The following is a 19222-nucleotide window of genomic DNA, read 5'->3' as shown; positions in this document are numbered from 1 at the left end:
GCGCTGCAGGCCGGGCTGCGCGCCGCGTTGCGGGGCTTGCGTGCCCACTGAAACACACTCGAAACGGTAACCTGAAGATGTCGACGCTGACCAAACAGACGCTTTCCCACCTGGACTGGCTCGAAGCCGAGGCCATCCACATCCTGCGCGAGGTCGCGGGCCAGTGTTCCAATCCGGCGCTGCTGTTCTCCGGCGGCAAGGATTCGCTGTGTCTGCTGCGGCTGGCGGAGAAGGCTTTCCGCCCCGGCCGCTTCCCCTTCCCGCTGCTGCATGTGGATACCGGCCACAACTATCCGGAAGTGATCGAGTTCCGCGACCGCCGCGCCGCCGAGCTGGGCGAGCGCCTGATCGTGCGTTCGGTGGAGGATTCGATGGCCCGTGGCACCGTGGTGCTGAAGTCGCCGGATGAGTCGCGCAACAAGCACCAGTCGGTGACGCTGCTGGAGGCCATTGAAGAGTTCGGCTTCGACGCGTGTATCGGCGGTGCCCGTCGCGACGAGGAAAAGGCGCGGGCGAAGGAGCGGATCATGAGTTTCCGCGACGAATTCGGCCAGTGGGACCCGAAGAACCAGCGCCCCGAGCTGTGGAACCTGTACAACGCGCGCTCGCACAAGGGCGAGAACATCCGCGCCTTCCCGATTTCGAACTGGACCGAGCTGGACGTGTGGCAGTACATCGAGCGCGAGAAGCTCGAACTGCCGTCGATCTACTTCGCCCACGTACGGCCGGTGGTGCGCAAGAACGGCCTGCTGCAGCCGGTGACCGAGCTGACCCCGGCCAAGCCGGGCGACGTCATCGAGGACGTGCTGGTGCGCTTCCGCACGGTCGGCGACATCACCTGCACAGCGCCGGTGGAATCCGACGCGGATACCGTGGCCAAGATCCTGGCCGAGACGGCGACCACCACGATCACCGAACGCGGAGCGACGCGGATGGACGACCAGACCTCCGAGGCGTCGATGGAGCAGCGGAAGAAGGAAGGGTATTTCTGATTTTTTGGGTGGGTCGGTTGTTTGTGGGTTGAAAACCGGGGATTCGGATTGGGCGTTGCGCGGGGTATTTGTTCCGGGGGGCTGCGGAACTCGCCCTTCGGGCTCAGACAGTCCTCGCCCCCCTCCACAAACACCCCGCTCATCCCGCTGAGGGTTGATCAAAGGCCGTAACAGCGAAAGGCAGCACCCAGGGAAGCTTCACGGTTTTTCCTGCCTTCGAGCAGCACCAACGGTAGCCGGGGACATCGGGGTATTTCTGGCGCGGGCGAGGACTGCCGAGCCCGCAGGGTGAGTTCCACAGCCTGCAGAAGAAATACCCCGGTGGCGCCGGCGGATCAAAACGCCAAGCGAACGAAGCAACCGATTAGCAAAGCAGCACCGAATTCTCGAAAGAAATCGAAGGAACGATGAACATGTCCGCCCCTGAACAACTGCCCGAAATCGACAACGGCCTGCTGCGCTTCCTCACCTGCGGCAGCGTGGATGACGGCAAGAGCACGCTGATCGGCCGCCTGCTGTTCGACACCAAGGCCATCCTCGCCGACACCATGAACGCCATCGAGAAGACCTCGGCCAAGCGCGGCATGAGCGCGGTCGACCTCTCGCTGCTCACCGACGGCCTGCAGGCCGAGCGCGAGCAGGGCATCACCATCGACGTCGCCTACCGCTACTTCTCCACCGGCACCCGCAAATACATCATCGCCGACGCGCCGGGCCACGAGCAGTACACCCGCAACATGGTCACCGCGGCCTCCACCGCCAACCTGGCCATCATCCTGGTCGACGCGCGTCGCGGCGTGCTCACCCAGACCCGCCGCCACTCCTACCTCGCCAGCCTGGTCGGCATTCCGCACCTGCTGGTGGCGGTGAACAAGATGGACCTGGTCGATTACGACCAGAAGGTGTTCGAGCAAATCCGCGCCGACTACCTCGCCTTCGCCGACAAGCTCGGCATCAAGGACGTGCGCTTCATCCCGATCTCGGCGCTGGCCGGCGACATGATCGTCGACCGCGGCGACCGCCTCGGCTGGTACGACGGCCCGACGCTGCTCGAAATCCTCGAAGCCGCGCCCGCCGCCCACACCGAAACCGCCGAGAACTTCCGCTTCCCGGTGCAGTTCGTGTGCCGCCCGCAAGATTCCGCCAACCCCGAACTGCACGACTACCGCGGCTTCATGGGCCGGGTGGAGTCGGGCGAAGTCGCGGTCGGCGACGCCATCACGGTGCTGCCTTCCGGCGCCACCAGCAAGGTCAAGGCGATCGAACTCGGCGGCGAGAAGCTGCAGCGCGCGATCCACGAGCAGTCGGTGACCCTGCTGCTGGAAGACGAGATCGACATCTCGCGCGGCGACATGATCGTCAAGTCGGCCGAAGCGCCGGAAGCGGTCAAGCAGATCGACGCCACCGTCTGCTGGCTGTCGGAGACGCCGATGTCCACCGCCCGCACCTACCTCGTGCGCCACACCACCCGCGAGGCCAAGGCCAAGGTCGCCAAGATCGACTACCGCCTCGATGTGAACACGCTGGAGCAGGAGCCGGCCACCAGCCTGGCGATGAACGACATCGCCCGTCTCACGCTGAAGCTGGCCCAGCCCATCGTGGCCGACGCCTACGCCGACAACCGTGCCACCGGCGCTTTCATCATCATCGACGAAAGCACCAACAACACCGTCGGCGCCGGCATGATCGGCTGACGATCCCGCTGCGCCCGGCGTCAAGGCCGGGCGCGGCAGTTCCCGCATCGTGACCACCTCCCCCTCCGGCAGCGACGACGCCCGCACCCGCATCGACAAGTGGCTGTGGGCGGCGCGCTTCTTCAAGCACCGCACCGGCGCCACCGACGCGGTCGACGGCGGCAAGGTCAAGCTCAATGGCAGCGCGGTGAAGCCCGCGCGCGACGTGAAGGTCGGCGACCGCCTCGACATCACCATCGGCGAGGAGCAGTTCACCGTGGTGGTGCGCGCGATCGCCGACAAGCGCGGCCCGGCCAGTGTGGCCCAGACGCTGTACGAAGAAACCCCGGACAGCGTCGAACGCCGCCAGGCCGGCCGCGAACAGCGCAAGCTCGCCGCCACCCCGGGCGCCGACCTGCACGGCCGCCCCACCAAGCGTGACCGCCGCCAGATCCGCCGCTTCACCGACTTCTGACCGGCGGCGTTGCCGACCGGCCACACGGACACCCGGACGCGTCCGGCTCTGCTAAGGTCCACCGCAGAACCTATCGCCCCGTCATGACCCGGGGCCAGCCCGAACCCGCGTGACCGGCATGGCACGGGACGGGTGTGCGCCGCGTGCGACGGCGGACGGTCATTGCGGAAGAAGGTCCGCCGCGCCATCGGCGCGCACGGCGGTCACCAAGCGAAGCGCCGGCCGCGGCGCCGGCAAAGGGAGCGAACAAGAATGAGTTTTCCGCCGCGCCAGCCCCTGATCGGCCGCGACGCCAGCCCCGCCGCGCGTGGTTTCCTCGTAACGATCGCCGTCGTCGTGCTGGTGGTCAGTATCGAATGGGCCGCGTGGCGCCAGTACCGCGCCTTCGAGCAGCGCCAGGCCACTGCCGAATTCGCCCGCATCGCGGACCAGGCCACGCTGTCGCTGATGCAGCAGACCGCGCACTACCGCAACGCCCTCCTCGCCCTGCGCGCCACCTGGCTCGCCTCGGAGCGTTTCGACCCGGACGAATTCGCCCGCTACGTGCGCGCCCTGTCGGCCCCGCAGAGCCTGCCCGGCTTGCGCGCCTTCGCCTTCAACCGTGCGGTGGAGGAGCGCGACCGGGCCGCCTACGTGCAACGCATCCGGCGCGAATACAGCGCCCACGACCCGATCTACAACCGCTTCGACATCTACCCGGACGGCATTCGCGAGCGCTACCACGTGGTCGAGATGATCCAGCCGCCGAGCGGCAACCAGCGTTCGCTGGGCTACGACCTCGGCACCAGCGAGGTGCGCCGGGTCACTGTGGAGCACGCGCTGCAGCACGGCTTCGCCGCCACGCCGCCGATCCAGCTGCAGCAGGCGCCGGGCGTGCTCGCGATCCTGATCCTGGCGCCCTTGCGCAATGTCGCCGACACCACCGCCAGCGCCGCCGACACCCGCGACACGGTCGCGGCCTCCTTCCTGGTCAACGAGATGGTCAACGCGGCGATCTCGCCGAGCCTGCGCAAGCAGTTCCATCTTCGGATCACCGACCTTGGCGCAACCGAGGCGGCCATCGACACTGCGACACCGCTGTACGCAGACAACACGCCGCCCGGCGTCGACAGCGACCCACGCACCGTCACGCGCGAGGAGAGTTTCGGCGGCCGGCGCTGGCAGTTGCGTTTCCAGCCCACCGAACCGGCGGCGCGCCCGCTGGCGGATACGGTGCTGTTCGGGCTGCTGGCCGCGGGTGCGCTGCTCGCGGGCCTGGTCAGCCACCTGGCCATGCAGCATGCGCGCCGGGTGGTCCGCCATCAGGCCCTGGTGCGACTGGGTTCGGACTGCATCCTCGAACTCGACGCCGGCGGCCGGGTGCGCGAAGCCGACAACGCCGCGCAACGCATCACCGGACTTCCGCCGCGGGAATGGGAAGGTGAGCCGCTGTGGCGCAAGGTGGCCGAAGAAGACGCGCTCGATGTCGAGCGCGCCGTGCGCCAGTGCATCGAACGCCGCGAACCGGTGGTGATCGAGTGCCGCGTCCCGGACGACAGCGGTGGTCCGCCGCGCTGGATCTCGATGCGGCTCGGCAACCACCTCGACCACCCCTACCTCGGCTGTCTGTTCGCGCAGATCTCCAACATCGATGCGCGCAAGGAGGTCGAGGCGGAGGTGGCACGGCTGGCGTTCTACGACCCGCTGACCGGACTGCCCAATCGCCGCCTGCTCGAAGCGCGCGCCGAACTCACCCTCGCCGCCGCACGCCGTCACAACGGCCACGCGGCGGTGATGGTGCTCGACCTCGACGGCTTCAAGGAAATCAACGACAGCGCCGGTCATGCCGTGGGAGATGAAGTGCTCGCCCAGCTCGCCACCCGCCTGCGCCATGTCGTGCGCGACAGCGACACCGTCGCCCGGCTGGGCGGCGACGAGTTCGTGATCCTGCTCGGCGAGCCGGCGGGCGAAGCCGAAGTCCGCACCGCGGCGGTACGCATCTCGCACGCGCTGACCGTGCCGCTCACGGCGGCCGGCCACAACTGGCTGGTCACCGCCAGCGTCGGCATCGCGCTGCACCCCGATCACGGCGACAACTTCGCCGACCTGCTCGGCGCGGCCGACACCGCGATGTACCGCAGCAAGCGCACCGGGCGCGGACTGACGACGGTGGCGAGCGGCCGCAGCGCCGGGGCGACGCCGCGCAGCACATATTGAGAACTACAGCGCCAGCGCCAGTGCCAGCGGCAGGAACAGCACCGCGGCGAGGTTGCCGATGAGCACCATGGACGCCACTTTCTCGGGCTCCTGGCGGTAGCGTTCGGCGAAGATGTAGTTCAGCACCGCCGGCGGCAGCGCGCCAAACACCAGCAACAGCGCCGCTTCGCGTGGCGGCAGCGGCACCAGTTGCAGCAGCACCCACACCAGCGCCATGCCGCTGAGCGGCCGCAACAGCGCGACGAAGACGCCGAGGCCGACCGAGGTCAGCCGCGCATCGGTCAGCCGCACGCCGAGCGCAAACAGCATCAACGGAATCGAGATATCGCCCACCATCTTGATCGCGGTCATCAGCGGCGGCCACACCTCGATGCCGGCGATGCCGACCGCAAGACCGGCGAAGGTGGCGGCCACCGAGGGCACCCGCCACAGGTTGACCAGCCGCGCACGGTGATCCAGCAGCCAGGCGCCGAACGAAAAGTGCAGCAGGTTGGACACCATGAACATCACCACCGCCGGCATCAACGCCGCGTCGCCGAAGGCAAGCACCGCCAGCGGCAGGCCGAGGTTGCCGCAGTTGTTGAACATCAGCGGCGGCACCAGGGTGCGCGGTTCGACCTTCAGCGCCCGCGCAGCCACCCAGCCGACAAGGCCGGAGCCCGCCACCAGCGCGAGCGTGAGCCCCAGCAACGGCAGGTATTCACCAATACGGAACTCGCGGTTGGCGAGTGCCGCGAACACCAGCGCCGGCACGAACACGTCCATGTTGAGCCGGTTCGCGTGCGATAGATCGGGCTTCAGGCGGCGGCCGATGAAGAAGCCCGCCGCGGTGATGGCGAACAGCGGAAACAGGATCGCGACGATACGGGTCAGCATGAAGACATCATGAATGGCGGCCGCACCCCGGCCCCGCAACGGATCGCGCCGCTACGGGCCGGGGCGGGCACGGGAAGAAGGGCCGGAAAGGCGGGCGAAACTCAGAGCACGTAGCGCGCGAGATCCTCGCGCTGCGCGAGGACTTCGAGACGGGTGTCCACGTAGGCCGCATCGACCGTGAGCTTGTCGACGCCGACCTTGCCGGCCTCGAAGGAGACCTCTTCGAGCAGTTTCTCCATCACCGTGTAGAGCCGGCGCGCGCCGATGTTCTCGGTCTTCTCGTTGACCTGGTAAGCAATCTCGGCCAGCCGCCGGATGCCCTCGGGCGTGAAGCTCAGGGTCACGCCGTCGGTGGCCAGCAGGGCCTCGTACTGGCGCGTCAGGCAGGCATCGGTGCTGGTCAGGATGCGCTCGAAGTCTTCCACCGACAGCGACTCCAGCTCCACGCGGATCGGGAAGCGCCCCTGCAGCTCCGGGATCAGGTCGCTCGGCTTGGAGAGATGGAAGGCGCCACTGGCGATGAACAGGATGTGATCGGTCTTGATCATGCCGTACTTGGTCGAGATCGTGGTGCCTTCCACCAGCGGCAGCAGGTCGCGCTGCACGCCCTGGCGCGACACGTCGGCCCCGTGGGCGTCGGCCCGGGCGGCGATCTTGTCGACCTCGTCGAGAAAGACGATGCCGTTCTGCTCCACCGCCCGCAACGCTTCGGTCTTCACTTCCTCGTCGTTGATCAGGCGCGCCGCTTCCTCATCGGCCAGCAGCTTGAGTGCCTCGCGGATCGGCAGCTTGCGCAGTTTCTTTCGGCTGTTGCCCAGGTTCTGGAACATGCCCTGAATCTGCTGCGTCAGCTCTTCCATGCCGGGCGGGGCGAAGATTTCGGCCTGCATCGGCGCACTTGCGACCTCGATCTCCACTTCCTTGTCGTCCAGCTCGCCTTCGCGCAGCTTCTTGCGGAATTTCTGCCGCGTGGCGGAATCCTGCGGCTGGGCCGGTTCGGAGAACCCGACCGGGCGGGCCGGCGGCAGCAGCGCATCGAGCACGCGGTCCTCGGCAGCGTCGAGGGCACGGTCGCGCACCACACGCATCGCCCGCTCGCGGCCATCCTTGATCGCGATTTCGACGAGGTCGCGGATGATGGTGTCCACGTCGCGCCCGACGTAACCCACTTCGGTGAACTTGGTGGCCTCGACCTTGATGAAGGGCGCGTTGGCGAGCCGTGCCAGGCGGCGGGCAATCTCGGTCTTGCCGACCCCGGTGGGGCCGATCATCAGGATGTTCTTGGGCGTGATCTCGCTGCGCAGCGGCTCGTCGATGCGCGCACGGCGCCAGCGGTTGCGCAGCGCGATCGCCACGGCCTTCTTGGCGCGGGCCTGGCCGACGATGTGCTTGTCGAGTTCGGAGACGATCTCCGGCGGGGTCATCTGGGTCATGGCGGTTCGCTCGAAACGGGTTACGACGGCGCGCTCAGTCCAGCACTTCGATCGTGTGGCACTGGTTGGTGTAGATGCAGAGGTCGCCGGCGATGGCGAGCGACTTGGCGATCACGTCGCGCGGCGACAGCTCGGTGTTTTCGATCAATGCCCGCGCGGCCGACTGGGCATAGGCCCCGCCGCTACCGATGGCGACGATGCCCTGCTCGGGCTCCAGCACGTCGCCATTGCCGGTGATAATCAGCGAATGCTCGCGGTCGGCCACCGCCAGCATGGCTTCGAGCCGGCGCAGCATGCGGTCGGTGCGCCAGTCCTTGGCGAGTTCCACCGCGCTGCGCAGCAGGTTGCCCTGGTGCTTGTCGAGCTTGGCCTCGAAGCGTTCGAACAGCGTGAAGGCATCGGCCGTACCGCCCGCGAAGCCGGCCAGGATCTGGCCCTGGTAGAGCGTGCGCACCTTGCGCGCCGACGCCTTGACGACGATGTTGCCGAGCGTGACCTGCCCGTCGCCACCGAGCGCGACGCTGTTGCCGCGGCGCACCGAGAGGATGGTGGTGCCGTGATACTGTTCCATGTCCGATTCCCGCAAGGAAGAGGCCGCAGCCTTATGCGCGCAGGGTAACCTGCGCGACCTGATCCACGCTCATGACGCGCAGCAGCGCGCCGACCATCGCATTGACGCCGCGAAGCTCGACCACCCTGCCCTGGGCCTGCAGCGTGGCGATGATGTTGAACAGCGTGCCGGCGCAGACGAAATCGATACGGCGCAGCCGGCTGCATTCGACCACCACCGACTTGCGCTCCGCCGCATGCGCGGCGAGTTTGCGCAGGATGTCGTTGGAGGCGCCGCCCAGCTCGCCATCGAGCACGAACTCACCCTTGGCGCCGACGAGCGGCGCGCTCGGTTCGGCAACCGGCGCGGCCGCCGCCGCGGACGCCTTCTTCTCCCACGACGGCGGCGACTCCTCGAACGTCACCGCGTAGTCGATCGCGAGCTGCTCGAAGCGCTCGCAATCGGCGGTGTACTGCAGCAGTTCGAGCACGAGCAGCCAGGTGTCGCGCTGCTCGGCGCGACCCGCTTCGATCTGCGCCGACAACGTATCGGCAAGGCCGCCGCCGTTGAGCAGCGACACCTTGACGCGATCCGCCGCCAGCTGGGCAAACACCTGGCGCAGCAACGCGCAGCCGGCATCATCCGCCCCGCGCACGCGTGCAAGATCGATCCGCACCGCGCCGCTCTTGCGGCCGATGATGCCGATCTGCTGGAACTGGGCCGCCGACTGCGCGTTGAGGGCACCGGACAGCGTCACCAGCGGCACGCTGTCGCTTCGCCGGCGCTCGCCGGCGGAAAGGTCGTACCAGGGCGGCGGAGAGCGTTCGAAGCGGGTGGCGTAGTCGAGCACGCGCGACTCGAACTTCTGCCGCTGGCCGGTAAGGCGGTAGAGGTCGAGCAGCATCATCCACAGCCCTTCGCCGGTGACGCTGCCCGGTTCGTCGAGCACCGCGACCAGCACCTTCTCCGCCTCGGCGTCGGCGCCATTGGCATACAGCACCGCCGCTTCCTCGAACACCGCGCCGATGCCGGTCTCGACCTCCTGGACTTCCACCATGCCGGCGAACTGCGCCAACGCACGGTTGGCGTCGCCCCGCGAGAAATCGAGACTGGAAAGCTCCGTCGGCGCCGGCTGCGGCGCCTTCGGCACATCTCCGCCGCCGGGCGCAGCCCGGTCCGGCGTCGCCGGGGGAGTTTTCTTGCCGAAGAAAGGAAGCGCCACGCTGTTTTTCGCCCCGCGAAAGAGAGGGGCACTGAATAAGGGGATGGGCAAGGATAGCACTTCCACCGCCAGCCGATGATGCGCCAAGGGGCGCCAGCAAAGGGCTTGCGCCCACTTCGGGGTGTAAGGAATCGTTGCCTTCGGACGCGTTTCGGACCGACCGACCTGACGCATCGGCGCGGACCCCGGTAAAATGCTGCGATGCAAACCCGCTCCCGCCCAGAGCCCGCAGGCGACGCCTTCGTCCTCCCGCTCCGCGTCTATTACGAGGACACCGACGCCGCCGGCATCGTCTACTACGCCAACTACCTGCGCTACTGCGAACGCGCCCGCACCGAATGGCTGCGCGCGCTCGGTTTCGAACAACAGCGCCTGCGCGCCGAGCGCGGCCTGGTCTTCGTGGTCAAGTCGGTGCACGCCGAATACATGTCACCCGCCTTGCTCGATGATGCGTTAGAGCTGAGGTCCGTCATTGAGACCCTGGGCCGCGCAAGCCTTGCGTTCCGTCAGCAGGTGCTGCGCAACGGCGTATGCCTGTTCGACGCCCGCGTGGTGATCGCCTGCGTGGACCTGGTGCGCAACCGCCCGGTGGCGATGCCCGCCGAGATCCGCGAACAATTCGAACACGTCCTGCCTTCCCCCCAACCCGAACCGCCCCAACCAGCATGACTGTCTCCCACGACCTTTCCATCATCAGCCTGATCACCCAGGCCAGCGTCCTCGTCCAGCTCGTCATGGCCATGCTGGCCGGCCTGTCCGTGATGTCCTGGTACTGGATCTTCCGCAAGTGGTTTCAGATCCGCGCGGCGCGCAGCAAGACCACCGAATTCGAACGCGACTTCTGGAGCGGCGGCGACCTCAACGCGCTGTTCCAGTCCGCCTCCGCGGCGCGCCACCACACCGGCGGCATGGAACGCATCTTCGAATCCGGCTACCGCGAATACAACAAGCTGCGGGCCAAGAGCCACGACCACGGCGCCACCATCGACGGCGCCCGCCGTGCCATGCGCGCCACCTTCCAGCGCGAGGTGGACGACCTCGAAGCCCACCTCGCCTTCCTCGCATCGGTCGGCTCGGTATCGCCCTACATCGGCCTGTTCGGCACCGTGTGGGGGATCATGAATGCCTTCCGCGGCCTGTCGAATGTCGGCACCGCCACCCTCACCCAGGTTGCCCCCGGCATTGCCGAAGCGCTGGTGGCGACCGCGATCGGCCTGTTCGCGGCGATCCCCGCGGTGGTCGCCTACAACCGCTTCGCGCACGACATCGACCGCATCGGCATCCGCTTCGAGAGCTTCATGGAAGAGTTCTCCAACATCCTGCAGCGCAACCTGCGCTAAGGCGGCGGGGACTCAGCCATGCGCCAACGCCGCCTGATGAACCAGATCAACGTCGTGCCCTACATCGACGTGATGCTGGTCCTGCTCGTCATCTTCATGGTCACCGCGCCGATGGTGCAGCCGGGCAACATCGACGTGCCGTCCGCCGGACCGATCTCGGCGCCGCCCGCCGAGGCCATCGTGATCGAGCTGGAAAAGCGCAACGCGATCGCGATCCGCAAGACCAGCAATGCTGCCTCGCGCCCGGTGTCCAGCATTGAATTCCAGCGCGTGGTCAAGGAAGCGCTGGCCGCCAACCCGGAGCAACCCTTCCTGGTGGCCGCCAACAAGAGCCTGCCCTACCAGGACGTCATCGACATCCTCGAAGCCGCGCGCCAGTTGGGGGTGAAGAAGATCAGCCTGCAGACCCAGTCGGGCGCCGCCGGTCGATGAACGAACGCGCACTTCCCCACGAACATCCGGGCAAGTGGGCTTCGCTCGCGCTGACCTTTGCGGTCCACATCGGGCTGGCGCTGTTCCTGTTCTTCGGCATCCGCTGGCAGAGCGAGCCGCCGGCCTCGCTCGAGGTCGAGCTGGCCGCGCCGCCACCCAGCCGCGCGCCCGAGCCGGTAGACGTCCGGCCCGAGCCCGAACCCAAGCCGGAGCCGCCCAAGCCGCCGCCGCCGCGCCCGGAACCGAAGCCCGAGCCCAAGCCCGAACCGCCGAAGGCGGCGGCCAAGCCCGAGATCGCCACCAAGGCGCCGGAGAAAAAGCCGGAACCGCCCAAGCCCGAGCCGAAGAAGCCCGAGCCGCCGAAACCGGAACCGAAGAAGCCGGAGCCGCCCAAGCCAGAGCCGAAAAAGCCGGAACCGCCGAAACCCGAGCCGAAGAAGCCGGTGGAGCCGCCCAAGGACAACTACATGGACAAGCTGCTCGAGCGCGAAACCGAAAGGGCCGAGCTCGACAAGATGATGCGCGCCGACGCCGCGCGGGCTGCGTCGGCCCGCAACAAGGCGGCCACCGAGGGCTACATCAACGCGATCCGCACCAAGGTGCGCGGCAACCTGCTGCGCCCACCCGGCCTGTCCGGCAACCCGGAGGCCGTGTTCGAGGTCGACCAGTTGCCGTCGGGCGAAGTCCTGAACGTGCGGCTGAAGCGCTCGTCCGGCATTCCCGCGCTGGACGAGGCCATCGAGCGCGCCATCCGCCGTTCGAGCCCGCTGCCGCTACCCGACAAAGGGGAACTTTTCGAACGAACCCTGGAACTGAAGTTCCGGCCGCTGGAAGAATGATGCGGTCACACGGCTATAATCCACTGCTTGTGCACCACGTCACGAAATGAAGACTTTCGCCCAACTCCGTCTGCTCCTCGCCGCCGCCGCACTGGCCTTGCTGTCCTTCTCCGCGCAGGCGCAACTGTCGATCGAGATCACCGGCGCGGGCGCTTCGCGCTTCCCGGTCATCATTCCGGTATTCGAGAACGAGGCCAGCCTGCCGCGCAGCGTGTCGGACATCGTGCGCGCCGACCTCGAACGCAGCGGCCTGTTCAGCCTGGTCGACATCGGGCCGCTCCCGCTGCCTGAAGGACAGATTCCCGATCTCGGCAGCCTGCGCAGCCGCGGCGCCGACGCGGCCCTGGCCGCCAGCGTGTTTCCGCAGGGCGACGGCCGCTACGAAATCCGCTTCCGCCTGTTCGACACCCAGAAGCAGACCGAACTCGGCGCCCTCGCGCTGCGCATGACGGCGGCCCAGAACCGCATCACCGCGCACCGCATCGCCGATTTCGTCTATGAAAAGCTCACCGGCCTGCCCGGCTACTTCGCCACCCGCATCGCCTACGTGGTCAAGACCGGGCCACGCTACGAACTGCAGGTGGCCGACGCCGACGGCATGAATGCCCAGGCCGCGCTGGTTTCGCGCGAGCCGATCATCTCGCCGGCGTGGTCGCCGGACGGCGGTCGCCTCGCCTACGTCTCGTTCGAGGCCAAGAAGCCGATCATCTATGTACACACGCTCGCCACCGGCCAGCGCCAGGTGGTGGCCAACTTCAAGGGTTCCAACTCGGCGCCGGCCTGGTCGCCCGACGGCCAGCAGCTCTCGGTGGTGCTCACCAAGGACGGCCTGTCGCAGCTCTACGTGCTCAATGCCGACGGCTCCGGCGTGCGCCGCCTGGCAAGCTCCTCCGGCATCGACACCGAGCCGGCCTGGTCGCCCGACGGCCAGTGGATCTATTTCACTTCCGATCGCGGCGGCAGCCCGCAGATCTACCGCATTCCGACCGCGGGCGGCGCCGCCCAGCGGGTGACTTTCGACGGCACCTACAACGTGACCGCCCGCCCCTCGGCGGACGGCCGGCTGCTTGCCTTCATCACCCGCAACAACGGTCGCTTCCAGGTGGCGGTCCAGGACCTCACCACCCGGCAAACCACGATCCTCACCGATTCGGCGCGTGACGAATCGCCCAGCTTCGCACCTAACGGCCGCATGATCCTCTACGCCACCGATGCCGGTGGCCGGGGTGTGCTTGCGGCGGTGTCGTCCGATGGCCGGGTCAAGCAACGCCTTTCGGTGCAGGCCGCCGATGTACGGGAACCCGCCTGGGGCCCCTTGCAAAAGCAATAACGCTGCTGTCCCCCTAAAAAACGACTTGGAGAAACATCCATGAAGAAGCTTGTCCTGCCCGCTCTGCTGTCCGCCGTTCTGGCTGCGTGCTCCAGCACCGGTCCCGAAGCGACCTCCGGCGCTGCCGTCACCGACCGCTCCGGCGCCGGCGTGGCCACCGTGACCGCCAACACCCCGTCCGGCTCCGGCATCGCCGCGCTGACCGACCCGAACAACATCCTGTCCAAGCGCAATGTGTTCTTCGACTTCGACAGCTATGTGATCAAGGCCGACGCCAAGCCGCTGGTCGAAGCCCACGGCCGCTTCCTCGCCCAGAACCCGCAGATGAAGATGCTGGTCCAGGGCAACGCCGACGAGCGCGGCAGCCGCGAATACAACCTGGCGCTGGGCCAGAAGCGCGCCGACGCCGTCAAGCAGGCCCTGCTGCTGCTGGGCGCCAAGGAAGCGCAGATCGAGTCCGTCAGCCTCGGCGAAGAAAAGCCGCGCTGCACCGAAAGCTCGGAAGCCTGCTTTGCCCAGAACCGCCGCGGCGACATGCTGTACTCGGGCGAGTTCTGATGAAGCGCCTCCTGCCGCTGGCGGCGCTTCTCGCACTGTCTTCGGCCGGGCCCGCCCACGCGGGCCTGTTCGACGACAACGAAGCGCGCCGCCAAATCTACGAGATGCGACAGGATCTGGAAAACCGCATCAACGCCAGCCAGGGCAGCCAGCTCGACCTCGCCAACCAGAACGAGCAGTTGCGCGGTGAAGTCGCCCGCCTGCGCGGCCAGATCGAAGTGCTGATGAACGAAGTCGAATCGCTCAAGCAACGCCAGCGCGACTTCTACGTCGACCTCGACAACCGCCTGCGCAAGCTCGAGACCGCGCCGGTGGCGGCCGAAAGCGCAGCCCCTGCCGCCGATCCGGTTGCCGAATCCACCGAATACGAAGCCGCGCTGAACCTGCTCAAGGGCGGCAAGCACCGCGATGCGCTGACCGCGTTCGAAGCCTTCCTCGCCAAGCATCCGGCGGGCAGCTTTGCGCCCAGCGCCCATTTCTGGGCCGGCAACGCGGCGCTGCAGGCCAAGGAAGTCGCGTCCGCGACCACGCATTTCAATGCCGTGCTGGGCAAGTGGCCCAACGACAGTGCCGCGCCGGATGCGATGCTCGGCCTCGCCAACAGCCAGCAGGCCATGGGCGACGCCAAGACCGCCCAGCGCACGCTGCAGTCGCTGGTGGAACGCTACCCGAGCAGCAACGCCGCGCAGGCGGCCAAGCAACGTCTCGGCAAGCGCTGAGGAAGCCGCCATGACCGAAGTAGTCCGCCAGCCGGTGAAGCTGCGGCTGACGGAAATCTTCGCCTCCATCCAGGGCGAATCGACCCGCGTCGGCCTGCCGACCACCTTCGTCCGCCTCACCGGCTGCCCGCTGCGCTGCAGCTGGTGCGATACCGCCTACGCCTTCACCGGCGGCGAAGCGCGCGCGCTGAGCGACGTCCTGGACGATGTCGCCGCGCTCGGACTGCGGCACGTCTGCGTCACCGGCGGCGAGCCGCTGGCGCAGAAGTACTGTCTCGCGCTGCTTACGGCACTGTGCGATGCCGGCTACTCGGTGTCGCTGGAAACCAGTGGCGCGCTCGATATCGGTGGGGTCGACCCCCGCGTTTCGCGCGTGATGGACCTGAAAGCACCCGGCTCGGCCGAGGTGGCGCGCAACCGGCTGGAGAACATCCCGCTGCTGCGGGCAAGCGACGAACTCAAGATCGTGCTCGCCGACCAAGCCGATTACGACTGGGCGCGCGCGATGATCGCGGACCACGACCTCGCCGCGCGCTGTCCGGTGCTGCTGTCACCGGTCGCCGGCACGCTGGACCCGGCGCAGCTCGCCGATTGGATCGTCCGCGACCGCCTGCCGGTCCGCTTTCAACTACAGTTGCACAAGATACTGTGGAACGACGCGCGCGGCCGCTGACCGTGCGCCAGCCTGCTCCGGAACTGCCATGACCGATCTCCCGCGCGCCGTCGTCCTGCTGTCGGGCGGACTCGACTCGGCGACCTGCCTCGCCATCGCCCGCGACATGGGGCTGGAAACCTATGCCCTGTCGGTCGCCTACGGCCAGCGCCACGCCGCGGAACTCGCGGCCTCGCGGCGCGTCGCCCACGCGCTCGGCGCCCGCGAACATCGCGTTGCCAGCGTCAGCCTCGGCGAGTTCGGCGGCTCGGCGCTGACCGATCCGGCGATCGCCGTGCCCGAAGATGCCGCGCCCGGCGGAATTCCGGTCACTTATGTACCGGCGCGCAACACCGTGATGCTGTCGATGGCGCTCGCGTGGGCCGAAGTGCTGGGCGCGCGCCACATCTTCGTCGGCGTCAACGCGGTGGATTATTCCGGCTATCCGGATTGCCGCCCGGCCTTCATCCAGGCCTTCGAGACCATGGCCAACCTCGCCACCAAGGCGGGCGTCGAGGGCCATCCGACCACGATCCACGCGCCGCTGATCGACCTGTCGAAGGCCGACATCATCCGTCGCGGGGTGGCGCTCGGGGTGGATTACGGCCTCACGGTGTCGTGCTACCAGGCCGACGACGACGGCCGCGCCTGCGGCCGCTGCGACGCCTGCCGGCTGCGCCGCGAGGGCTTCGCCGCGGCCGGCATCGCCGATCCCACGCGCTACCAGGCGCGCTGATCCCGCCCGGCGTCATGGAGGCGGCGCTCCCGGCCCCGGCCATCCTCGCCCTCGGCTTCATGCTCGGTGGCGGCTTCGGCGCGCTCTCCAGCCGCACCCACTTCTGCACCATGGGCGCCGTCGCCGACATTGTCGCGTTCGGCGACTGGAGCCGGATGCGGATGTGGCTGGCGGCGATCGCCACCGCGATGCTCGGCACCGCCCTGCTGCAGGCCGCCGGCCTCTTCGACCCCGCGCACAGCCTTTACGCCGGCGCGCGCGTGCCGTGGCTGTCGCACGCGGTGGGCGGGCTGTGCTTCGGCGCCGGGATGACGCTCGCTTCCGGCTGCGCCGGCAAGACCCTGGTGCGGCTCGGCGGCGGCAGCCTGAAGGCCCTGGTCGTCGCGACCTTCCTCGCGATCGGCGCCTCGATGACGCTGCGCGGCCTGTTCGCGGCCTGGCGCAGCAGCTGGCTCGATCCACACGTGCTCGTGCTGGACCATGCCCAGACGCTCCCCGCCTTTCTCGCCGCCGCCGACCTCCCGTCCGGCGCCCTGGTGGGACTGGTGGCGGGTCTGGCCCTGCTCATCGCCAGCCTGGCGCCAGCGGGCGCGCGGCGCGCCGATATCCTGTGGAGCGGCGCCGGCGTCGGCCTGCTGTGCGTGGCAGCGTGGTATGTCACCGGCCACCTCGGCTACGTGGCCGAAGACCCGCAGACGCTGGAGGAATCCTTCATCGCGACCAGCAGCGGACGGGCCGAATCGCTATCCTTCGTCGCCCCCCACGCCTACACGCTCGACCTGCTGCTGCTGTGGACCGATCGCTCGCGCGTGCTGAGTTTCAGCGTCGCCACGCTGGGCGGCGTCATTGCCGGTGCGCTGCTGTATCGACTAGCCACCCGCAGCCTGCGGCTGGAGAGCTTCGCCGACCCAGCCGACCTGCTGCGCCACGTTGCCGGCGGCTTGCTGATGGGCTTCGGCGGCGTCACCGCGCTCGGTTGCAGCATCGGCCAGGGGGTGGGCGGCCTGTCCACGCTGTCGCTCGGCGCCCTGATCACCACCGCGGCCATCATCGCGGGCGCAACCGCCACCCTCCGGCTGCAGCTGTGGCACCTGCAACGCAGCTGAGCGGAACATCCCTCTATTGACGGCAACAGCAAGCTTCCCTATAGTCGCGGGCTCTCCGCCGGGTCGGTAGCTCAGTCGGTAGAGCAGCGGACTTTTAATCCGTTGGTCGAGGGTTCGAGTCCCTCCCGACCCACTCGCGGCGCCCTGCTTCCCATGCACTGCCTGCGCCGCGCTGTTCCCCGCTTTCATCCGCTCCGCCCCGGTGTATCTGCGGCAACGTCTTCCGTGCCGCACGCCGCCAGCATCCGCCTTCGCGCCAGAGCGGCTTTCACCCGCGACCTCCCGTTCGCACAACAGCGGGCAAATTCCCCCTTTAATCGCAGGGGCTTCGCGCTTTCAACGCGCTAAAGTTGCTTCTATCTCTAGTCGTTAAGTGATATGAAGGTGAGGTGACGGCCCCTGCTGCAGACGCCGCACATCCCCCCAAACCTGCCTGGCTCCACGCAAAAATGAAGACGATCTTCCTGGTCGATGATTCGGCCACCATCCTGCTGTCCATCTCCAACATCCTCTCCAAGGCCGGCTACGGCGTGGAGAAAGCGGGCAACGCCGCCGAGGCGCTGTCGAAGTTCCAGTCCGGCGTGAAGGTCGACCTGCTGATCACCGACCTCAACATGCCGGGCATGAACGGCATCGACTTCATCAAGGAAGTGCGCAAGCTGCCGAACTACCGCTTCATGCCGATCCTGTTCCTCACCACCGAATCGCAGCAGTCGAAGAAGGCCGAGGCCAAGGCCGCCGGCGCCTCCGGCTGGATCGTGAAGCCCGCCTCGGCCGACGAACTGCTCAACACCATCAAACTGGTCATTCGCTGAGGCGAACATGCCCTTCAATACGCTCCTGCAACGTTCGCTGGTCGTTTTCGCCACGGTCGCAGTGCTGGCGGGAATCGCGGTCTTCTTCCTCAACGACTGGTTCCACGGCAGCTTCCTGCCGGCGCTGGGACTGGCCCAGCCGGTAGGCGACGCCGTCGGTTCGATGCTGATCGTCACGGTGGCCTACTTCGGCCAGCGCGTAGTGTCGCTCGCGTTCTTCCGCGACCACATGTACGGCCTCACCTCGTCGCAGGAGCAGATGCGCGACGCCTCCCACAACGTCGCTGCGGTGGGCGACGAAGTGGCGCACGAGCTGCGCGCGGTGCCCACCTACAACGACGTGCTGCGCCGCCAGCTCGACAGCGTGGTGCAGCAGACCGAGAAGGCCGCCTACGACATCACCGAGCGCCTGCAGTCGATCGACGGCGTGGTCAGCCACCTCAACACCTTCGTGGTCGAAAGCTCGTCCGAATCGGACCAGATGGCGCACGACTCCGAGGAACGGATCGCCGGCAACCAGAAGCTGATCGCGGAGATGCGGCAGTACATCGACTACCGCATCCAGGAAGCGCGCCAGGACCAGGAGCGCGTCGCGCAGGTGGTACATGAAGCGCGCTCGCTCGAATCGCTGACCCGGCTGATCAAGGACATTGCCGCGCAGACCAACCTGCTCGCGCTCAACGCGGCGATCGAAGCCGCGCGCGCGGGCGAAGCCGGGCGCGGCTTCGCGGTGGTCGCCGACGAGGTGCGCAAGCTGTCGGCCGAGACCGAGAAGGCAGTGCTGGCGATCAACCAGGGCATCCTCGGCGTCGCCAACACCATCGAGACCCAGCTGCAGGAAAAGCTGTCCTCGATCAACCTCGACCGCGAACAGGCCGCGCTCGGCCAGTTCGCCGACCAGCTGGGTGCGCTCGGCCACAGCTACGAGAGCATCCTCGACCACCAGGGCAAGGTCATGAGCACCGTGCGCGACAGCAGCCAGCAGCTGGCCGAGATGTTCATGGCGGCGCTCGCGAGCGTGCAGTTCCAGGACGTCACCCGCCAGCAGCTCGAACACACCGCGGACTCGCTGCGCCGGCTGGACGGCCACCTCGGTGTGCTGGCCGACCGCCTGGAGCAGAGCGAGAACGCCGACTTCCGCTACACCCCGCTGTCCGAACATCTCGAAGAAATCTACTCGCGCTACGTGATGGACCAGCAGCGCCACACCCACCACAACGCGCTGCAGCAGGCCGACGACGTCGGCGGCGGCGGCCCCAAGATCGAACTGTTCTGATC

General features: G+C 67.7%; 20 protein-coding genes and 1 tRNA gene. 17 read left to right on the top strand and 4 right to left on the bottom strand.

Features of this window, described 5'->3' with window-relative positions:
- The first annotated feature begins 77 nt into the window (after positions 1 to 77).
- From cysD to dqs_RS02155, 4 genes are all read left to right on the top strand, one after another.
- Positions 78 to 992: a sulfate adenylyltransferase subunit CysD gene (gene cysD / locus dqs_RS02170; RefSeq protein WP_065339533.1), complete on the top strand. Its 915-nt coding sequence runs from the start codon at positions 78 to 80 to the stop codon at positions 990 to 992.
- Positions 993 to 1405: 413 nt separating this feature from the next.
- Positions 1406 to 2686 carry a sulfate adenylyltransferase subunit CysN gene (gene cysN / locus dqs_RS02165; protein ID WP_011764163.1) on the top strand — a complete coding sequence of 427 codons (1281 nt, stop codon included), beginning with the start codon at positions 1406 to 1408 and terminating at the stop codon, positions 2684 to 2686.
- A gap of 49 nt (positions 2687 to 2735) precedes the next feature.
- Positions 2736 to 3140 carry an RNA-binding S4 domain-containing protein gene (locus dqs_RS02160; protein ID WP_065339532.1) on the top strand — a complete coding sequence of 135 codons (405 nt, stop codon included), beginning with the start codon at positions 2736 to 2738 and terminating at the stop codon, positions 3138 to 3140.
- A 252-nt stretch (positions 3141 to 3392) separates the two neighbouring features.
- Positions 3393 to 5336 (top strand): sensor domain-containing diguanylate cyclase, encoded by a 1944-nt coding sequence (locus tag dqs_RS02155; protein ID WP_065339531.1) that lies wholly within the window; start codon positions 3393 to 3395, stop codon positions 5334 to 5336.
- A 3-nt stretch (positions 5337 to 5339) separates the two neighbouring features.
- Here the strand turns inward: dqs_RS02155 and dqs_RS02150 are convergent, their stop codons facing one another.
- From dqs_RS02150 to dqs_RS02135, 4 genes are all read right to left on the bottom strand, one after another.
- Entirely contained in the window at positions 5340 to 6212 is an 873-nt protein-coding gene (locus dqs_RS02150) for an AEC family transporter (RefSeq protein WP_011764160.1), read from the bottom strand.
- A 101-nt stretch (positions 6213 to 6313) separates the two neighbouring features.
- Complete coding sequence (hslU, locus tag dqs_RS02145) at positions 6314 to 7645, bottom strand: ATP-dependent protease ATPase subunit HslU (RefSeq protein ID WP_065339530.1); 1332 nt, start codon at positions 7643 to 7645, stop codon at positions 6314 to 6316.
- A 34-nt stretch (positions 7646 to 7679) separates the two neighbouring features.
- On the bottom strand, positions 7680 to 8216 hold the full coding sequence (hslV, locus tag dqs_RS02140) for an ATP-dependent protease subunit HslV (RefSeq protein WP_011764158.1): 537 nt from the start codon (positions 8214 to 8216) through the stop codon (positions 7680 to 7682).
- A 31-nt stretch (positions 8217 to 8247) separates the two neighbouring features.
- Positions 8248 to 9417 carry an STAS domain-containing protein gene (locus dqs_RS02135; protein WP_041642225.1) on the bottom strand — a complete coding sequence of 390 codons (1170 nt, stop codon included), beginning with the start codon at positions 9415 to 9417 and terminating at the stop codon, positions 8248 to 8250.
- Positions 9418 to 9618: 201 nt separating this feature from the next.
- Here dqs_RS02135 and ybgC point away from each other — a divergent pair, with 201 nt between their 5' ends.
- From ybgC to dqs_RS02070, 13 genes are all read left to right on the top strand, one after another.
- Entirely contained in the window at positions 9619 to 10086 is a 468-nt protein-coding gene (gene ybgC / locus dqs_RS02130) for a tol-pal system-associated acyl-CoA thioesterase (RefSeq protein WP_065339529.1), read from the top strand.
- Positions 10083 to 10757 carry a protein TolQ gene (gene tolQ, locus dqs_RS02125; protein ID WP_011764155.1) on the top strand — a complete coding sequence of 225 codons (675 nt, stop codon included), beginning with the start codon at positions 10083 to 10085 and terminating at the stop codon, positions 10755 to 10757. The genes ybgC and tolQ overlap by 4 nt, the downstream gene beginning before the upstream one ends.
- An 18-nt stretch (positions 10758 to 10775) precedes the next feature.
- Entirely contained in the window at positions 10776 to 11189 is a 414-nt protein-coding gene (locus tag dqs_RS02120) for an ExbD/TolR family protein (RefSeq protein WP_011764154.1), read from the top strand.
- Positions 11186 to 12028, top strand: a complete 843-nt coding sequence (locus tag dqs_RS02115; RefSeq protein WP_065339528.1) for an energy transducer TonB — start codon at positions 11186 to 11188, stop codon at positions 12026 to 12028. Before dqs_RS02120 ends, dqs_RS02115 begins: the two co-directional genes overlap by 4 nt.
- A 46-nt stretch (positions 12029 to 12074) precedes the next feature.
- Complete coding sequence (gene tolB / locus dqs_RS02110; protein ID WP_011764152.1) at positions 12075 to 13358, top strand: Tol-Pal system beta propeller repeat protein TolB; 1284 nt, start codon at positions 12075 to 12077, stop codon at positions 13356 to 13358.
- Between the two features lie 39 nt (positions 13359 to 13397).
- Positions 13398 to 13916, top strand: a complete 519-nt coding sequence (pal, locus tag dqs_RS02105; protein ID WP_011764151.1) for a peptidoglycan-associated lipoprotein Pal — start codon at positions 13398 to 13400, stop codon at positions 13914 to 13916.
- Entirely contained in the window at positions 13916 to 14635 is a 720-nt protein-coding gene (gene ybgF / locus dqs_RS02100; RefSeq protein WP_065339527.1) for a tol-pal system protein YbgF, read from the top strand. The genes pal and ybgF overlap by 1 nt, the downstream gene beginning before the upstream one ends.
- Positions 14636 to 14645: 10 nt before the next feature.
- Complete coding sequence (gene queE, locus dqs_RS02095; protein ID WP_065339526.1) at positions 14646 to 15308, top strand: 7-carboxy-7-deazaguanine synthase QueE; 663 nt, start codon at positions 14646 to 14648, stop codon at positions 15306 to 15308.
- Between the two features lie 28 nt (positions 15309 to 15336).
- Positions 15337 to 16023: a 7-cyano-7-deazaguanine synthase QueC gene (queC, locus tag dqs_RS02090; RefSeq protein WP_065339525.1), complete on the top strand. Its 687-nt coding sequence runs from the start codon at positions 15337 to 15339 to the stop codon at positions 16021 to 16023.
- A 14-nt stretch (positions 16024 to 16037) separates the two neighbouring features.
- Positions 16038 to 17129: a YeeE/YedE family protein gene (locus tag dqs_RS02085; protein WP_065339524.1), complete on the top strand. Its 1092-nt coding sequence runs from the start codon at positions 16038 to 16040 to the stop codon at positions 17127 to 17129.
- Positions 17130 to 17189: 60 nt separating this feature from the next.
- Positions 17190 to 17262: transfer RNA gene (locus dqs_RS02080), tRNA-Lys, on the top strand.
- Between the two features lie 316 nt (positions 17263 to 17578).
- Entirely contained in the window at positions 17579 to 17944 is a 366-nt protein-coding gene (locus dqs_RS02075) for a response regulator (RefSeq protein ID WP_011764146.1), read from the top strand.
- 7 nt (positions 17945 to 17951) lie between these two features.
- Positions 17952 to 19220 (top strand): methyl-accepting chemotaxis protein, encoded by a 1269-nt coding sequence (locus dqs_RS02070; protein ID WP_011764145.1) that lies wholly within the window; start codon positions 17952 to 17954, stop codon positions 19218 to 19220.
- Positions 19221 to 19222 lie beyond the last annotated feature (2 nt).

Source organism: Azoarcus olearius (genome assembly GCF_001682385.1).
Taxonomy (GTDB): domain Bacteria; phylum Pseudomonadota; class Gammaproteobacteria; order Burkholderiales; family Rhodocyclaceae; genus Azoarcus; species Azoarcus olearius.
Note: the sequence above shows the minus strand (reverse complement) of the source record. Positions and strands in the feature narration are given on the sequence as shown.

Coding starts and splice junctions, on each gene's coding strand:
- cysD (WP_065339533.1), top strand. CDS start 78: ATGTCGACGCTGACCAAACAGACGCTTTCCCACCTGGACTGGCTCGAA.
- cysN (WP_011764163.1), top strand. CDS start 1,406: ATGTCCGCCCCTGAACAACTGCCCGAAATCGACAACGGCCTGCTGCGC.
- dqs_RS02155 (WP_065339531.1), top strand. CDS start 3,393: ATGAGTTTTCCGCCGCGCCAGCCCCTGATCGGCCGCGACGCCAGCCCC.
- dqs_RS02150 (WP_011764160.1), bottom strand. CDS start 6,212: ATGCTGACCCGTATCGTCGCGATCCTGTTTCCGCTGTTCGCCATCACC.
- hslU (WP_065339530.1), bottom strand. CDS start 7,645: ATGACCCAGATGACCCCGCCGGAGATCGTCTCCGAACTCGACAAGCAC.
- hslV (WP_011764158.1), bottom strand. CDS start 8,216: ATGGAACAGTATCACGGCACCACCATCCTCTCGGTGCGCCGCGGCAAC.
- ybgC (WP_065339529.1), top strand. CDS start 9,619: ATGCAAACCCGCTCCCGCCCAGAGCCCGCAGGCGACGCCTTCGTCCTC.
- tolQ (WP_011764155.1), top strand. CDS start 10,083: ATGACTGTCTCCCACGACCTTTCCATCATCAGCCTGATCACCCAGGCC.
- dqs_RS02120 (WP_011764154.1), top strand. CDS start 10,776: ATGCGCCAACGCCGCCTGATGAACCAGATCAACGTCGTGCCCTACATC.
- dqs_RS02115 (WP_065339528.1), top strand. CDS start 11,186: ATGAACGAACGCGCACTTCCCCACGAACATCCGGGCAAGTGGGCTTCG.
- tolB (WP_011764152.1), top strand. CDS start 12,075: ATGAAGACTTTCGCCCAACTCCGTCTGCTCCTCGCCGCCGCCGCACTG.
- pal (WP_011764151.1), top strand. CDS start 13,398: ATGAAGAAGCTTGTCCTGCCCGCTCTGCTGTCCGCCGTTCTGGCTGCG.
- ybgF (WP_065339527.1), top strand. CDS start 13,916: ATGAAGCGCCTCCTGCCGCTGGCGGCGCTTCTCGCACTGTCTTCGGCC.
- queE (WP_065339526.1), top strand. CDS start 14,646: ATGACCGAAGTAGTCCGCCAGCCGGTGAAGCTGCGGCTGACGGAAATC.
- queC (WP_065339525.1), top strand. CDS start 15,337: ATGACCGATCTCCCGCGCGCCGTCGTCCTGCTGTCGGGCGGACTCGAC.
- dqs_RS02085 (WP_065339524.1), top strand. CDS start 16,038: ATGGAGGCGGCGCTCCCGGCCCCGGCCATCCTCGCCCTCGGCTTCATG.
- dqs_RS02075 (WP_011764146.1), top strand. CDS start 17,579: ATGAAGACGATCTTCCTGGTCGATGATTCGGCCACCATCCTGCTGTCC.
- dqs_RS02070 (WP_011764145.1), top strand. CDS start 17,952: ATGCCCTTCAATACGCTCCTGCAACGTTCGCTGGTCGTTTTCGCCACG.